Below are 15614 nucleotides of genomic sequence, written 5' to 3'. Positions count from 1 at the left end.
CCTGGGGCTTAATCAACAATGTTTTCGCCCAAAGCCTGGAAACCAAAATAGACAGTACTTCTTGAATGCTTTAATTAATTATTGATACTTCGTCCTTTCTATAACCCAAAAGCAATGCTTCTAACGACGTTCAAATTCAATGTAGGAGCAAGCATATATTGTCTATGTCAGATTCTGCGCAGCCGGGCATTACTCAAGTACTGTCTTTATCCGGCTTTCGGTAGGTTAAGGTATTACTATGAGTTCGTGCCATCCGTATGATAATCAAACCATTCCTTAAGACTTTCAAACCATTTTATATGAGCGGCTTAGGCGATAATGTATTACCGCTCATCAATAATATCTAATATCACTTCCAAAGATGGCTATTTGGTAAACTGGGATCCTTTCCCAATGGAGTTCGCAATTGTAGCCGTTGAAGTATTCATGCCGTGTAGCATTTCTTTTTGAACCCTAATTAAGCAAACGGTAATCCTGCGGTGAATGCCCCACCTTCTGCTTAAAAAGCCGCGTGAAATGCTGCGGATACTTAAAGCCCAGATCATGGGCGATCTCACCGATCAACTTCCCGCTATCACTCATTCGTTCTTTAGCGACGTCAATGAGTTTCGACTGAATATACTCCTGTGCGGACTGTCCGGTTTCTTTTTTGATCAGGTCACCGAAATATTTAGGAGATAAATGAAGCTGTTCGGCACAATAAGCAACGGTTGGCAGTCCGATCAGGGCCGGCTTTTCCGACACAAAGTAATCGTCAAGCAAAGCTTCAAACCGCGTTAAAATATCTTTATTGTGGTGCTCCCGGGTAATGAACTGACGGTCATAGAACCGTTCGCAATAGTTAAGCAGCAGTTCGATATTATTGACGACAAGCTTTCGGCTGTGTTTATCAATGGGATGTGCAAGTTCGTAACTGATCTTTTGGAAACACTCTACCAGCAAATCTTTCTCGCGGCTGGAAACGTGCAGCGCTTCGCGTACATCGTAGGAGAAAAAATGATAGTCTTTAATATGTTTGCCGAGGTGGGTGCCATGAATAAGATCCGGATGAAAAGCTAAAGCCCAGCCGTTCGGCTGAATCAGCGCATCACCTTCCAGACCGGCGAGCTGACCCGGCGCAATAAAAATTAGCGTTTCTTCCTGGTAGTCGTACCTGCTCCTTCCGTAAAGCAGGTCAGCACATTTCTCATCCTTTAAAAAGACGATATACAAGTCGGAGGTAAAACGGTAAGGCCGGATCTGAATTGACCGGGATTGATCCAGGACGCTCACGAGCGGATGAAGGGTATCGTGGCCTCTTTCCTTGTTGAACTGTGTGACGTCCTTTAATCGGCTGATCTCTTCCATTTGCTTTAATTTTACTTTGATCAAAAATACGATATCTCCTGCAACATGCACCGTCATCAGGAATAGTGGTAGATATTACAGGAATTCGTATAAGTATTCACCAACAAATTTCTTCCAATTTTGCAGTACTAAACAAAAAAGAAATGAAACTTGAAAAATTATTGCTGGTATTTTTACTGTTGCTCAGCTGGGAAACGAAACTCCTCGCGCAGACTGGAGATACTACCGGTAAGAAAATAAAGAAATATCAGGCCAAAGCGCCAGAAACGCAGTCTTTCGGCCGGGAAGCATTTAAAAGATCGAACAGTACGACCATTCGGTGGCTGGGTATGGCCGGATTTATGGTCAACAGCCGGGGTACGGTGTTTATGATCGATCCGCTGCTGGAAGGTTATGATATGCCGCTGCTGATGAAGTTTCCGATCCTGCCAAAAGATGTTCCAAATGTAGATGCCGTGATGGCGACCCATAGCGACAACGACCATTACAGCGTAGAGACGTTCCGTGACCTTAAAGCAGTGACTAAATCGTATCATTCCACGATATACGTGGACTCATTGATGAAAAACGAAGGACTTCCTTCCAGCGGACATGCAATCGGTGAAACTTTCAGTTTCGGTGTTGTCAGTGCAAAGCTTACACCGGCGGACCATGCCTGGCAGAACGCCTATCCGGGCACTAGCAAGCGACATTTCAATCCGGAGGATGCCTGCGGTTTTTATTTCTTTACTCCCGATGGTACGATCTGGGCACCCGGAGATTCGCGCCTGATGCCGGAACAATTGAAACTGCCCGCTCCGGACATGATCCTGTTGGATTACTCTGAAGATGCGGAGTGGCATTCCGGCCTCGAGGGGTCTGCAAAGCTGCTGAATGCTTATCCTCATGCACAGGTAATACTGGGCCACTGGGGTTTTGTTGACGCCCCGGATTTTAAGCCTTTTAATGGCGATCCGGCAAGACTGGCCAAATTGGTTGTCAATCCCGAACGCATTCAGGTGCTTGCGCCGGGGCAGCCATTCACGTTGAAAGCGCTAAAAAAGGCAAGAAAACGATAATTGTAAATGCGCAAAATAATGAAGAAGATGACTATCCTGATCCATTGTATGATGACCATTGCGGCCTTTGCTGTTGCACAACCATCTAAAGCAACGCTGACAAAAACGATTATCGCCGCAGACAACGTTTTTTTAAAAGCCTTTCGAACCGGCAACGTAAGTGAGCTCGACGGCATTATAGCGCCAGAATTTTTTAACCACACCGGAGAACATCGTGGTCTGGATAGTTTAAAAAGTTCGATCACACATTTCCATAGAACAATGAAGCCGGTCTGTATGAACCTGATCAGGCAACTTGCCGATCATGAATACGTGGCGGATTGGGTGCGTTATAATTTTGCTGCCCCCGGAACTGCGATCGAAGGAGTTGAAATGACCCGTTACCTCGGGGGCAAAGCCGTTGAACACTGGGTCTTTCCTTACATGCGTCCCCGAAAACCATAAACAAGCAATTTATGAAAACCCTGAAGACCATCCGAACATCACTGATCCTGTTAATTATAATATTTCTATCTATGACAAACGCTAATGCACAGAAAAACCAGGAATTAAACCCAAAAGAAAGGCATATCGTAATGATTGCCGCTTTTACGGCAACCGGTGACCTTCCGAAGCTGAAAAATGCGCTAAATGCCGGGCTTGACGCCGGTTTGACCATTAACCAGATCCGGGAAGAACTGGTCCAGTTATATGCCTATTGCGGCTTTCCCCGCAGCCTTAACGGCATCAACACCTTTATGGCCGTGCTGGAAGACAGGAAATCTAAAGGTATAACAGATACAGAAGGTGATGCGCCGGACGCTGTTAAAGGAACGAATGGAAGTAAATACGAGCAGGGCCGGAAAATGCTGGAAACGTTAACCGGTAAATCGCAGACCGGGCCGCTCAGCGGCGCTAATGCTTTTGCGCCAGGCATTGACACTTTTCTGAAAGAGCATCTTTTTGCTGATATCTTCGGGCGGGGTGTGCTGTCCTATCCGGAACGCGAACTGGCAACGATCACCGTGCTGGCAAGCCTGCCCGGACTGGAGGCGCAGCTACTGGCACACCTGGGAATGGGGATGAATGTTGGGCTCACCGAATCGCAACTGGAACAAGCATTTACGGTATTGGAATCAAGTATCAGCAGTAAACAGGCAAATACAGCGAGGTCCGTCATGGCACAGCTGGGAGCAAGGAAATAAAGAAATTTACATAAGCTATGAAAACCATTAATCAATATTTCCAAAAAGCAAGGCAGGCATCGATCAGGACACTGATATGCTTCGGCATGTTACTTTGTTTCGTTCAGGGTCTGAAAGCACAATCAGATAAACGCATGATCCGTCTGGCGAAGATCGAAGTTGATCCGGCGCAGCTCAAAGCTTATCATACAGCCCTTTCAGAACAAATGCATACCGCTGTCAGGCTGGAACCGGGCGTGCTGACCTATTATGCGGTGGCCGACAAAAAAGATGCTTCTCAGATCACCATCCTCGAAATATATGCCGATACTACAGCCTACCAAAAGCATATTGCGACCACTCACTTTAAGAAGTACAAGGCCACTGTAGCGCATATGGTCAAAAAACTGGAACTGGTGGATGTTAACCTCATAGGAAGCGCTAAGCAGGCTGGATTGTAAATACTAACGCACAATGAAAATTAGAAAATTAGGCAACAGCGGACTCGAAGTATCCGCTTTAGGATTGGGGTGTATGGGTATGAGCTTTGGTTATGCGCCGTTCCCGGATAGAAAAGAAATGATCATACTGATCCGCAAAGCGGTAGAATTGGGTGTGACCTTCTTCGATACAGCGGAAGTGTATGGACCTTATATTAATGAAGAACTGGTTGGCGAAGCATTGCAGCCGCTTCGGGATCAGGTGGTAATAGCCACTAAGTTTGGTTTTGCGCCGGCTGATGAAAGTGAGGCAAACAGCAGATGGAATGCATTAAGCAGCCGCCCGGAACATATCAGGAAAGTAGTTGAAGATTCCCTTAAAAGGTTGCGTACCGAGGTTATTGACCTGTTGTATCAGCATCGCGTTGATCCGCAGGTGCCTATTGAAGACGTTGCCGGAACAGTGAAAGACCTGATTGCGGAAGGTAAGGTCAAGCACTTTGGTTTGTCTGAAGCCGGTGCACAGACGATCCGCCGGGCACATGCTGTACAGCATGTTACCGCCCTGCAAAGTGAATACTCATTGTGGACCAGAACGCCTGAAAAGGAAATCATCCCCACACTGGAAGAATTAGGGATCGGTTTCGTGCCCTTCAGCCCGTTAGGTAAAGGCTTTTTAACCGGCAAGATCGATGAGCACACCAGCTTCGAAAGCGTGGATATCAGAAGTACAACCCCTCGGTTTACGCAGGATGCCAGGATTGCCAACCGGGCATTAGTGGATCTGTTAGAGAAAATTGGTGCAGAAAAAAATGCCAGCCCCGCACAAATTGCCTTAGCATGGCTTTTGGCGCAAAAGCCATGGATCACGCCTATACCGGGTACCACCAAGCTTCACCGGCTGGAAGAAAATGTCGGGGCAGCAAGTGTTGAACTGATGGCAGCCGACCTGCAAATGATCGAAGAAGCGGCCTCTGAAATCACGATACAAGGTGCACGTTACCCCGAGGCCGCGGAAAAGATGACCGGATTGTAAATAAAGCCTGACATCGGAGAAATAAAAGCATGAAAGTGATAAATAAAAGTCGGCGAAGAACGCAGGTGGTGGAAGGGTTTTGCAATACACCGCATTCATCAGCTACCGATATAGCATTATTGATATTGAGAATCGTTATCGGGACGTGGATGCTGTCCAAGGGACTTTCTAAAGTACAAATGCTTTTTTCTGGTGAGGTAAGGTTTTATGCAGTAATGGGCATGAGTTCCCAGGTGTCACTTGCTTTAACCGTCTTTGCGCAGGTTGTAGGTTCTTTGCTGATAATGACAGGTGTTATTACCCGATTCGCTACTGTAATACTCGCTGTGAACATGCTTGTTGCCGTGGTAGCAGTTCACAGCAATGAACCATTCGCTAAGGCAGAACCCGCCTTGCATTTTCTATTGGTCTATGTTGTTTTATCATTTACCGGTGCAGGCAAATTTTCATTGGATCACTGGTTGGTCAGTAAGCCGGTTAATCCTCAAAAACCGGTATAATGAAACACGTGCAGGCAAAAAAGCCTTGCACCAATGAACCGAAGAATCCGGCGGGGATTAATAACCATCAGGGTAAAGGAATCGTGCAGGCGTTTTCACCGGATGGCAGATGGATAAACAGGTATTATTTTACTTAATTCTATAACGACAAAATTGAATATGACAAACGTATTGATACTGGGAGCCGGCGGACAGGTTGCCGGCCATGTAATTGAAAGGTTATCTCAAAATCCAGCCATTTCGCTTACTTTATACTTACGTAATACCGCTCGATTGAAGCAGCTGGAGTCAGAACGGATCAAACTGGTAGAAGGCGATATAATGGATACGGTAAAGCTGGAAAGTGCTGTGCAAGGGCAGGATATCATTTATGTGAATATTAATGGACAGGAAGATACAATCGCTGAAAAAACCATTAATGCCATGCGACAGGCATCTGTTAAACGGCTGATATTTATTGCTGCTATAGGCATTTATGATGAAGTCCCCGGCGCATTTGGAAAGTGGAACAAACAGATGATCGGTGACATACTGGATCGTTATAAGAAAGCGGCCAGGCTGATCGAAACCTCAGAACTGGAATATACGATCCTTCGCCCGACATGGTATACAAATAAAGAGGAAGTAGCATACATCATCTCCCAAAAAGGGGAACCGGTGACAGGTACCGAAATATCCCGGAGAAGTGTTGCAGATATGGTCGTTAAGCTAATTGAAAATCCATCTCTGCACATCCGTGAGAGCCTCGGTATGGAAAAGGAAGGAACTGATGGTGATAAGCCCGGCTTTATCCGCTGATAAACTGAAGGATGCTACCGCAGATTTTGGATGCAAACTTATATTAATCTTGAAAAAAGGGCTGCATTCAAGGTTGCTTTCCGTAAAGTCACGTAGCTAAGAATCTCTCGTTAGATAAACTGCCCATTAGCGATTATGCCATCAATTCTCTAATTGATGGCATTTACTACCCACACTGGCCATTGCGAACCAATGAATTACGCAAATACGTGCATTAATGCTGTTAAAGCATCCCGATGAAACGGAATCTGGCCAAATTCGAACAAATTGATATAACCCAATTCAATATACACTGCAACAAGTGCTCTACGGTCTTGCCTGAATGAAATCAGGTCACAAATTGTGCTTTCCATACAGCGATCAATTGATCAATATTATTCCCTAATTCATAAGCTCCCTCTCGTTTCTTTGATTTTTATACCGTACCTGACCCTTTCATAGTCTCCTCTGGGCGCCGTTAACCCACCTGCATAGATCGATTTTTCGCAGGATTCACCGTTGATGACTAAAACCCTATCACCTGCGTTCAGCCGACCTTTCTCAGATACCCAATCTACCCTGACCAAAATTTATTTTGACTGATCACGGCTTTACAGGCCACAAATTTCCTGCATATCATTGTTAGTTTGAACACGACCGATGTAAAATAGTAATGGATAAAATCCGGTGTCATTGCAGGCGGCACTTTTGCTGCGCTGCAAGAGCCTCGGCTTTTATGGCGCAAAACCGGATGCTCCGGATTTGCAAAACCCGATTCAGACTGCTTTAAGTCAGCTGTCGCTTCCGCTATTTCCCAAAGAAAACGGACAAAAGAGGCGTCAAGCTCGGTCAGCCGTCACGTACGAACGCATAATGGCCTCCGCTGCGCTGCGGCCACCCTTCGGGACTTATAGTTCTCCCGTTCCGCCTTACGACCGCTCTTTTGACTTTCTTTTTTACCGTTTTTTCTTTTGAAAAATAGCTATCCGGGAGGGTCGCACAGGTAAAGGGAAAGCGGATTAATTAATTAACAAATTTTTAAAAATCAAAAGTTCAGGGTCATGGAAATCACAGGAAGATTGGTAGCAGACGCTACCGTGAGAGCAGTAAACGAAAACAAAAATGTAACAGGGTTCAGGGTGGCAGTTAACCGCCGTTACAGATCACAGGGGGAACAAAAAGAGGAAACGGCCTATATCGATTGCACCTACTGGCGGGGTGAGGGTATCGCCCCTTATTTAACGAAAGGTATGTTGGTGCAGCTTTCGGGCTTTATGACCGCCGAACCGTGGGTAAGCCGTGACGGCGAGCCAATGGCAAGCCTGCGGTTCCGCACCGACGAAATCACCATGCTTACCAGATCCGCTAAAAATGGTGCAGTTGAAAACACAGCCACACTTAAACAGGCAGGCGACAAAAAAGGCGTGATCAAACCAAGCGAACAATTCAATTAAGCGAGTACACACAAGTTTTTAACCTTAAAATTTCAGAAAATGGCACATAATCTTTTTTATAACGAGCAGACAGAGAAACACAGCTTTTTTAGTGTAAAGGAAAAGGCATGGCACGGCTTGGGGCAGATCGTAGAAGATTACCCCACCAGTGCGGAAGCGATACGCTATGCGGGATTAGATTATACGGTGGAGAAACGCCCTTTGTTTACCAATGCGCTGAACAATGAACTCACAGGGTTCGACCCCGATTTTGCAAACTCAAAACTGGAAGTACCCGGTTTCTTTGCCACCGTCCGCAATGATAATGATAACGTTTTGGGCGTAGTCGGTAAAGATTACGAAGTGGTACAAAATGCGGATGCATTCCAGTTCTTTGATGCTATCGTTGGTGGCGGGGATGGTATAAAATATGAGACCGCAGGCGCATTGGGCAAGGGTGAGCGCATTTTTATTACGGCCAAGCTACCCGATTATATTAAAGTCGGTAAACAGGATTTAATAGAACAGTATTTGTTCCTGACCACTTCGCACGATGGTTTCGGCAGTATTACCGCCGCGTTCACACCGACCCGTATCGTATGTAACAACACCTTAAATGCCGCATTGCGCAATCAGTCGGGTGGTATTAAGATTAGGCACACCGCATCGGCTAATGACCGCCTGAAACAGGCGCATACCTTAATGGGCATATCTCACGTAGTGGCGCAGGAATTAGGGGAACTGTTTAATCATTGGGCAAAGGTGCGCATTACTGATGCGCAGGTGAAAAAACTGATACAGGTTGCTTTAGCACCTAATAAAGAGGTTATCCAAAACCTCGAATTGGGTTTACTGGATAAGCTATCAACCACCTACACCAATATCGTGGATAACGCCTATGCCTATGCAATGGGTAACCCGACCCAACAGATGGAAACCACCGCAGGGACAGTATTCGGTGCCTACAATGCCATCACAGGGTATTACCAAAACGTTCGCAATTTCAAGGACGGGGATGCCAAATTCAAATCTATTATGGACGGTACGGCAAAGCAACGGGCACAGGTAGCCTTTGACCTTTGCGGGAACTTTGCCAAAGTTGGAGCGGATGCGCTTAACCTGAATTAACCCTACGCAGGGGGAGCAATCCCCCTGCATTTATTCACCTTAATGAATGCCCGATGCAACCATTACAAATGTTAAACAACGTGCAGAAAGGAAGGCTTTTACACAGTCTGCTAAGTAACGAGATACCCCAATTCTTAGGCTATCTGAACGAACTGACCGAAACGGTTTTAAACGACAGGGAACGGATTACCACCGAATGGAAAGACCAGTTATTCAGCGTGGATTTTTGGTTTGGACTGTCCGAAGAAGTTCAGCGGGTTGTGGCTAAATACCCGAAAGACCTGTATGAAAGTTCAGCGGTATTTGCAGACCAGTTATTCGGTGGTTTTACCGCCATTTTTACCGCCCATGCTTTAACGCAATACGTGGCGAACGGCAGGCACGGCGACCCGAAGTTTAAACCCGCAGTCGAACTTTTATTTAACTAATCATGAAAGCATATCAAAATTATCACCTGACCATTGGCCTGCTCTTACTGGCCATCGGTCTGATTATCCGTTATCACATCGGCAGGCGCAGGTTTAACCGCAGGGGGATGGGCGGTTTACAGCAGTTCCCCACGTACGGCAGGTTCATTTTGACCATGGCCGTGGAAAAGGTCTTCTATTTTATGGCAACGCTCTGCGTTTGGGCAGGCTTCTTTTTACTCGCCTTAGCAGGATTTAATCACTTTAAACATTAACAATGATGAAAACGAATTTTTTTCAGCAAATAGCAGGATTAGGCTTCAACGGCAATTTTCTGCTCAATGTCCATCAGGACGAAACAGGGGTGCAGACCGTATCGGTTGTACTCAAAAAAGATAAGGCTATCGACGGTTTGCCACCTATGCTTTTTAAGGCGACCGCCGAAGAACTGGACGAGGGTTTTTTTGAGCAACTGGCACAACCCGTACAGCAAACCGCAGGGTTGATCAGCAATCTGGAAACCTATCAAAAGGAACTGGATATAGCCAAAAAGAACGCCAAGCCTGATAAGGCCAAAGCAGGCAAACCTGCGGAAACCGAACCCGACGAGGACGAACAGGACGAGGCCAATACCCTGTTTACCCCGCCCGGGGATGACAAGCAGGCGAAAGCTGAAAAGAAACGGCTGTATGACGAGGCAATGGAACGGGTGAAGAATTTGGCACAAAACACCAGGTATGCCGAAGCATTAGCGCAATTGCCAGATGTGTCGGAATACCTTGACAAGGCAGAAGCCATCGAAGCCAAGCGCAAAACCCTGCAGGCGGGTAAGGAAGCCTACGATAAATTAACCGCAAGTTTTAACGATTAATCCCCGAATAATGAAAACGATGATATTACCGAGGATATTCCTGCACAAGGAGAACGGGCAGGAAATCCGGTTGACAGACCCCAATGACAGGTTTACGATTGCAGAAGTGCAGAACTTCTATGCAGGCACTTACCCGATACTCACCAACGCCAAAATTAACGGTCCTGACATCAAAGACGACGAAGCGCAGTACCGTTTTGAAAGCACGATGGGAACAAAAGGATAATTATGAAAAAGCAGGCAGTTAACAGAATTATTAAAATCAACAGGAAAGGCGACCAATGGAAACTACAGCAATTATTCGGCGAACTGGCAGAGCGGTTAAACCGCCTGCCCGATGCAGACGAGGTCAGGCGCAACCCGCTCCGAAGCGCACCCGCAGGGATGACGGAAATGGTTTTTTAAATCATAGTTTCCTACCATTTTGGTCATTCAGCGGTAACCAGGACAGGATAGCAAGGGAGTATTTTAACTCCCTTGACAATCTTTGTAAATTTTATGGGTTGGAAACACCCGAAACCGATCTCCCGTTCCCGCAGAACATTTATGCCACATGGCAGGCGGTCGAAAAGCAGGTAAATGCTACCAATCGGGAGAACCATTGCATGATCTTGCAGGACAAAGGCAAACAGGCGGTGCTATCGGTAGTTAAGACCTTTGATTTGAGCCATTGCCTTTTTTATATCCCCGTGAGGGCTTACTGGCAATGGTCGCAAAGTGCGGAACATACCGCCATTACTGAACTGGTAACGGTCATATTCGCCTATTTGCATCAAGTGGTCGATATTCCATTTTATGCCGAGAGCGGGAGTTTTATGAATTACCAGTATGATACCTTGGAACAGTGGATAAGCGAAGCCGAAGATGAGAGCAATACCGACGAAGAAGATAAGGCATGGCGACAGCAACAGGAAGATACCCTTTATGAATTAAGGCGGGCAGGCGGGCATATCATGCCCATCATAAAAAATCCCGATTGGCTTAAAAGAATGTACACCATCGTTACGAACTTCCACCACAGGGATAAACATGAACTGGAATGGGAACTACTGGCTATCGAATTCTTGCAACTTTACCGCCAGTACCCTAAGCGCTCCTTAACCGACAGCATTCACCCCGATTTGGTATATCCTGACGAGGAAGAACGGATTGCAGTTTGGGAATACATGGGTTTTTACTGGAGCGATAAGGATTGCTTTCAGCATGAACTCATGGAAATGATCAATTGCTCTTTTCAGGAAAGACCGGTCATGGATGAACCTACTGCTGTCCATTATTTTGATTGCATGCCAGACCCTGATAAAAGAGATTTTGAATTTGAGAACCGCCTGTTCGACCTGATCGAACGGCTACGGGACTTATTAAACGATTACGACCATGAAGAACATCACCCAACAGTTTAACAGCGGTTTTGAACCGTTCAAAGCCTTGCTCATATACCGCTATGATAAAGCCGAAGAAATTAACCAGTTCCAACGGGAAGAAAAGCGGACGGATATTTATGTGGAAAGCTACGACATCGGCAGGAACGGCAAGCCCATCAATGCCCATCCATTGAACGAAAAGGAAGTGACCGCACTAAGCGACTTATTGCAAACCACGCAGGAAACCAAAAGCGGTTATCTTAAGAGCAAAGGGCTATTGCCATCCAATATTTTATACGTCAATCAACAGGCAAACGGCTATGCCGTTTGGTACACGCCGCCACAGGAAGTGAACCTGTTTTTTGTAGATAGCCTGAATATCCCATCGGGAAAGTTCCACATACCTGCCATGCTTTGGAAAGCCAATGCTGACCATTTGATGGTTTACGGTTTAACAGGCAAAACAAAACCGACTGAAAAGACCAAACTCTGCGATGCGCCGTATCTAAACATCTACGGGAGCGGTCAGGTTTGCATGGGTACGGTACAGATTAATATAAATCAAACCACCTGTTTGGAGGACTTTACCAAAATATGGGAGCAGTATTTCTTTAACAGCAATTTCAGCCACTCTATCAATGGAAATAACAGCACCAAAAGTAATACGACCGAATTGTGGCGTTCCCTTGCAGGAAAGGGCAAACCGTTCCCGCAGGACGAGTTAATCAAAACCAGTCTGACCCTTAAAAGCATCATCCAATGAGAAAGCAAAAAATCAGCAAACCTGCGGTACATATCGTACAAAAGGAATTGTTACAGCCCTACAATCCCGTTACTGTCAATCTCATTGGCGCAGGCGGTACAGGCGGTCAGGTATTGACCGCATTAGCAAGAATGAACCATGCGTTAAACGCTTTAGGTCATGCGGGTTTATTTGTCAGGGTATTTGACAATGACACCGTAGATACCGCCAACCTCGGCAGGCAGTTATTCACCACCGCTGAATTAGGCTTACATAAATCGGTCGCCCTCATTAACCGCATCAATCGATTTTTCGGTACGAACTGGCGTGCGGAGACGACCCGCTATGATAAAGCATCCTTAAAAGATAAGGATTTGGCAAGTGCCACCATCACCATTTCCTGCGTCGATACCGTAGACGCCCGTTACGAGATAGCAGATATATTGAAACATTTAGCCGCTCAATACGGCGGTCGCAACCGTGTGCAGTACTGGATGGATTTTGGGAACAGCCGTTCGAGCGGTCAGGTCATCCTGTCTACCTTGGAGAAAATAAAACAACCCGCTTCGGAACTATACCAGCCTGTAGAAACTTTGCCCTTGGTGACCGATGAATTTAAGGAACTGCTCGTCGCATCTGAACAAGCGGATAACACGCCAAGCTGTTCGCTTGCCGAAGCCCTCACCAAACAGGATTTGTTTATCAACTCCGCATTGGCCAATTGTGGCGCATCGCTCTTATGGCAACTGTTCAGGGAAGGCATTTTATTTAATCGCGGGTTTTTCCTGAACCTGCAGCATTTCAGAACACAGCCTTTAAAAGTGGCTTAAGCCCTTTGGTGTCAATTAGCATTAATACATTTATAAAATAGTGCGGATTGACACCGCCGCCGGACTCTCCGGCGGGCGGGCATACGCCCGCCCCGTTTGACGCCCCGTATTTTGCAATGGTTACGGCTTTTGGTTAAAATACGGGGCGCTCCATTTCGGTTATTGCTTCTTCACTAAATCAAAATAGTGTTAACTGTAAGTGCTGATTTAAGAAAGTATCAAAGAAACAAAACTTAAAGACCTAATAATCGATGGCCTTGCTCTTGAACTACCCGGGAAATCTCAGGTTTCAGCACATCGAAAAGTGTGTCAGCTCCTTTGTTGGCGACATATGAGGCTACAATGCCGGTAAAACGTTGATACCACCTTTTTTTACCAAGTGGAAAGTCGGTTTTCAGTTCACTGAGATCACTTTTCAAGTCAGATATAAAGTCATAAATAACCTCTTGACCAACTGTGATCTCGTCTATTTTGATCAAAAGAGCATTGATCTTTCTGGTTAGTTCATTCACTTCAATTTGATCAAATGCCCTTTTATCAATGCCCTTAACACCAAGCTTTTCAAGTTCACGAACGGCATAAAATAGTTGTGTTTCTGCACGATGTTTTTGCTTTGACCAGTCTCGGTTGGTTTGACTTAACCAGTGATATCTTTCTTCCTCCTCAGACATTTTAGGCTTTGCTAACTCTTCCATAGCTGATGCCAACTGTAAATTAAGATAGTCAATCGTTATTAATAAATACGTGATTTTATCTTCCTTATTCCCGAATTTTTTCAAGCCGGTAAGAACAAATTTTTGGTTGTCGATGGAACTTTCCAGGTAAGAATTAAAGTGATGAGCACCGCCTGTAAGATAAGATTCCGCTTCACTTCTTACGATATCTTGAAAATTGAAAGTGTTAAGCAAGTTGCTTAGTTCATTTAGATCCATCCTGTAAAAAATAAGGCCTTTCAAAACTAATAAATTATCAACTGTCCGTCGTATAATTTGACAGTCGAAGCTGGTTTAAAATGTGGATATTTTACAGAGGCGATACAACTTATAGATTTTTGAAAATAGTATTATTGCAATAAACAATTTCTCATATGACTAACGATAAAATTACCAATGCAATAAAAGCGAAAAAATGGGTGACAATTCAGTATGGCGGTGATGATGAGCCTGCAACAACGATTAAACCGATATTTACCGCAGAGTCCTCTTATGGTGATCACTTTGTTTACGCATGGGGATGGCATTCAGGTGAGCCAGGGTACTATCGATTTGATTTAGATAAGATCCATAAGGTGATCCCGGCGAACTCAGAAGATTTAGATGACAATGAAGAGCGTGAGCAATTCGTATATCCAAGATGGATAAGCACTCTTTATGATTTTCGCGAAGACTATTTGCCATGGATCAACGCACCTAGATAAGCAAATTACTCAATGGGTTAATTTTATCCCCTTATGGAACTGAATACCATGCCAAAACTTGAGGCAGGACATATAGAATGGGTTAATAAGCAAGCAAATTATCTTAAGCTAAATTTTGAGGCTACAAAAGCGATATTAAACCGCCCGATGAGTCCTCGAAACTTGCAGGCTATATTTGCCTGCTTTTATAATATTATCAGCATTGTCCCTATGATGATCACGCCTCTTTATGGCAGCCGGATCTTGCGGGCAAGAGTTTACGATCATAAATGGCCATTGTATAGTAACCAGAGAGAAATTTCTTACAATAAGGTAACTCCTCATAAAATTAAATTAGGAAGGTTCAATCGAAGAGGCGAGCCTCTATTTTACGGTTCATTACCAACAGACTCTGATAAGGAAGATTATCTATTATCATGTGCACTTGAATGCTGTAAAGAATTGACTAATCCTAAAAACCCAGTTATAGCTCAAGATCTGGCGATCGGTGGTTGGCTTGTCGAAAAGGATCTGTTCGTTATAAATCTTTGCAACGATGACTTACATCTATCTGACAACCGCAGACTAAAAATTGGCACCGAAGGCTTTTTTAAAACAATTCAAGAAAATTTTAGTGAAGAGATCTATTTGTTCATTGAAGATTTTACCGCTTATTACGCGGCACTAAGCCGCTTAAGAACCTCCAAAAAAGAGGTCTACCTTACACTTTCCGCCCTATTTTATTCTTTGAGACATTACTATCATTTTAAGGAAAAAAAAGAGATCGAAGGATTGATCTATCCAGGTGCCATGAGCGAAGGCAAGGGCTTAAATTTAGTGTTGACGCCAGAGGCGGTAGATCGTACATTAAGGCTTGATAAAGCACTCATTTACCGGCATGTACTTGACAGGAACAACAAAAAGCAATATTATGGAGACAAAGCCAGTGATATAGTAGACGTCGTAAATGGTAATTTCGCTATTACTAATTATGTCCCTCCCGGTATCGTCTAGCATTTTGACATTTCCTAAGGCTTTCAGTATTGCAAGGAGATCGTTTCTTTACTTAGCGATTAGAGTAGCCCTGATACCAATCTCCTGCTTTTGCAAAAAATGAGAATT

Annotated in this window: 21 protein-coding genes; 19 read left to right on the top strand and 2 right to left on the bottom strand. The window is 44.9% G+C overall.

Translation table 11 applies throughout. From position 1 onward, the window contains the following. Window positions 1–453: 453 nt before the first annotated feature. The gene (locus tag AC3WJC_RS18650) at window positions 454–1347 is read right to left on the bottom strand and encodes a helix-turn-helix domain-containing protein (protein ID WP_492400629.1); all 894 of its coding nucleotides are present in this window, start codon (window positions 1345–1347) and stop codon (window positions 454–456) included. Between the two features lie 143 nt (window positions 1348–1490). Between AC3WJC_RS18650 and AC3WJC_RS18645 the strand changes: the two genes are divergently transcribed. The 17 genes from AC3WJC_RS18645 to AC3WJC_RS18565 all read left to right on the top strand — a co-directional run bounded on the left by AC3WJC_RS18645 (window position 1491) and on the right by AC3WJC_RS18565 (window position 13096). Continuing rightward, window positions 1491–2405 (top strand): MBL fold metallo-hydrolase, encoded by a 915-nt coding sequence (locus tag AC3WJC_RS18645; protein ID WP_492400628.1) that lies wholly within the window; start codon window positions 1491–1493, stop codon window positions 2403–2405. Between the two features lie 18 nt (window positions 2406–2423). Continuing rightward, complete coding sequence (locus tag AC3WJC_RS18640; RefSeq protein WP_492400627.1) at window positions 2424–2849, top strand: hypothetical protein; 426 nt, start codon at window positions 2424–2426, stop codon at window positions 2847–2849. 11 nt (window positions 2850–2860) lie between these two features. Further along, complete coding sequence (locus AC3WJC_RS18635) at window positions 2861–3589, top strand: carboxymuconolactone decarboxylase family protein (protein WP_492400626.1); 729 nt, start codon at window positions 2861–2863, stop codon at window positions 3587–3589. A 17-nt stretch (window positions 3590–3606) separates the two neighbouring features. Next, the gene (locus AC3WJC_RS18630) at window positions 3607–4029 is read left to right on the top strand and encodes a putative quinol monooxygenase (RefSeq protein ID WP_492400625.1); all 423 of its coding nucleotides are present in this window, start codon (window positions 3607–3609) and stop codon (window positions 4027–4029) included. Window positions 4030–4042: 13 nt separating this feature from the next. After that, complete coding sequence (locus AC3WJC_RS18625) at window positions 4043–5044, top strand: aldo/keto reductase (protein ID WP_492400624.1); 1002 nt, start codon at window positions 4043–4045, stop codon at window positions 5042–5044. 29 nt (window positions 5045–5073) lie between these two features. Further along, complete coding sequence (locus AC3WJC_RS18620; RefSeq protein WP_492400623.1) at window positions 5074–5544, top strand: DoxX family protein; 471 nt, start codon at window positions 5074–5076, stop codon at window positions 5542–5544. Window positions 5545–5667: 123 nt separating this feature from the next. Further along, window positions 5668–6342, top strand: a complete 675-nt coding sequence (locus AC3WJC_RS18615; RefSeq protein WP_492400850.1) for an NAD(P)H-binding protein — start codon at window positions 5668–5670, stop codon at window positions 6340–6342. Window positions 6343–7382: 1040 nt separating this feature from the next. Further along, entirely contained in the window at window positions 7383–7775 is a 393-nt protein-coding gene (locus AC3WJC_RS18610; protein WP_492400622.1) for a single-stranded DNA-binding protein, read from the top strand. A 39-nt stretch (window positions 7776–7814) separates the two neighbouring features. Continuing rightward, window positions 7815–8882 carry a DUF932 domain-containing protein gene (locus tag AC3WJC_RS18605; RefSeq protein WP_492400621.1) on the top strand — a complete coding sequence of 356 codons (1068 nt, stop codon included), beginning with the start codon at window positions 7815–7817 and terminating at the stop codon, window positions 8880–8882. 80 nt (window positions 8883–8962) lie between these two features. Then, window positions 8963–9310, top strand: coding sequence for a hypothetical protein (locus AC3WJC_RS18600; protein ID WP_492400620.1), 348 nt, complete (start codon window positions 8963–8965; stop codon window positions 9308–9310). A 2-nt stretch (window positions 9311–9312) separates the two neighbouring features. Continuing rightward, the gene (locus AC3WJC_RS18595) at window positions 9313–9564 is read left to right on the top strand and encodes a hypothetical protein (RefSeq protein ID WP_492400619.1); all 252 of its coding nucleotides are present in this window, start codon (window positions 9313–9315) and stop codon (window positions 9562–9564) included. A gap of 2 nt (window positions 9565–9566) precedes the next feature. Beyond that, a complete protein-coding gene (locus AC3WJC_RS18590; protein ID WP_492400618.1) occupies window positions 9567–10160 on the top strand; it encodes a PRTRC system protein E in 594 nt (197 codons plus the stop codon). Window positions 10161–10170: 10 nt separating this feature from the next. Further along, window positions 10171–10386 (top strand): PRTRC system protein C, encoded by a 216-nt coding sequence (locus AC3WJC_RS18585; protein ID WP_492400617.1) that lies wholly within the window; start codon window positions 10171–10173, stop codon window positions 10384–10386. 2 nt (window positions 10387–10388) lie between these two features. Further along, window positions 10389–10565 (top strand): hypothetical protein, encoded by a 177-nt coding sequence (locus AC3WJC_RS18580; protein WP_492400616.1) that lies wholly within the window; start codon window positions 10389–10391, stop codon window positions 10563–10565. Window positions 10566–10663: 98 nt separating this feature from the next. Next, window positions 10664–11563, top strand: coding sequence for a hypothetical protein (locus AC3WJC_RS18575; RefSeq protein WP_492400615.1), 900 nt, complete (start codon window positions 10664–10666; stop codon window positions 11561–11563). Next, window positions 11538–12287 (top strand): PRTRC system protein B, encoded by a 750-nt coding sequence (locus AC3WJC_RS18570; protein WP_492400614.1) that lies wholly within the window; start codon window positions 11538–11540, stop codon window positions 12285–12287. Before AC3WJC_RS18575 ends, AC3WJC_RS18570 begins: the two co-directional genes overlap by 26 nt. After that, entirely contained in the window at window positions 12284–13096 is an 813-nt protein-coding gene (locus AC3WJC_RS18565; RefSeq protein ID WP_492400613.1) for a PRTRC system ThiF family protein, read from the top strand. Before AC3WJC_RS18570 ends, AC3WJC_RS18565 begins: the two co-directional genes overlap by 4 nt. A gap of 233 nt (window positions 13097–13329) precedes the next feature. On the opposite strand, the gene AC3WJC_RS18560 is transcribed toward AC3WJC_RS18565, so the two are convergent. Next, window positions 13330–14028, bottom strand: coding sequence for a hypothetical protein (locus AC3WJC_RS18560; protein WP_492400612.1), 699 nt, complete (start codon window positions 14026–14028; stop codon window positions 13330–13332). Window positions 14029–14183: 155 nt separating this feature from the next. Here AC3WJC_RS18560 and AC3WJC_RS18555 point away from each other — a divergent pair, with 155 nt between their 5' ends. Together AC3WJC_RS18555 and AC3WJC_RS18550 are read left to right on the top strand one after the other, a co-directional pair. Then, complete coding sequence (locus AC3WJC_RS18555; RefSeq protein WP_492400611.1) at window positions 14184–14513, top strand: hypothetical protein; 330 nt, start codon at window positions 14184–14186, stop codon at window positions 14511–14513. Between the two features lie 33 nt (window positions 14514–14546). Next, the gene (locus AC3WJC_RS18550) at window positions 14547–15506 is read left to right on the top strand and encodes a hypothetical protein (protein WP_492400610.1); all 960 of its coding nucleotides are present in this window, start codon (window positions 14547–14549) and stop codon (window positions 15504–15506) included. The last annotated feature ends 108 nt before the right edge of the window (window positions 15507–15614 follow it).

This window comes from Mucilaginibacter sp. FW306-07-L, from assembly GCF_058782065.1.
This window is presented reverse-complemented; position numbering and strand designations above follow the sequence as displayed.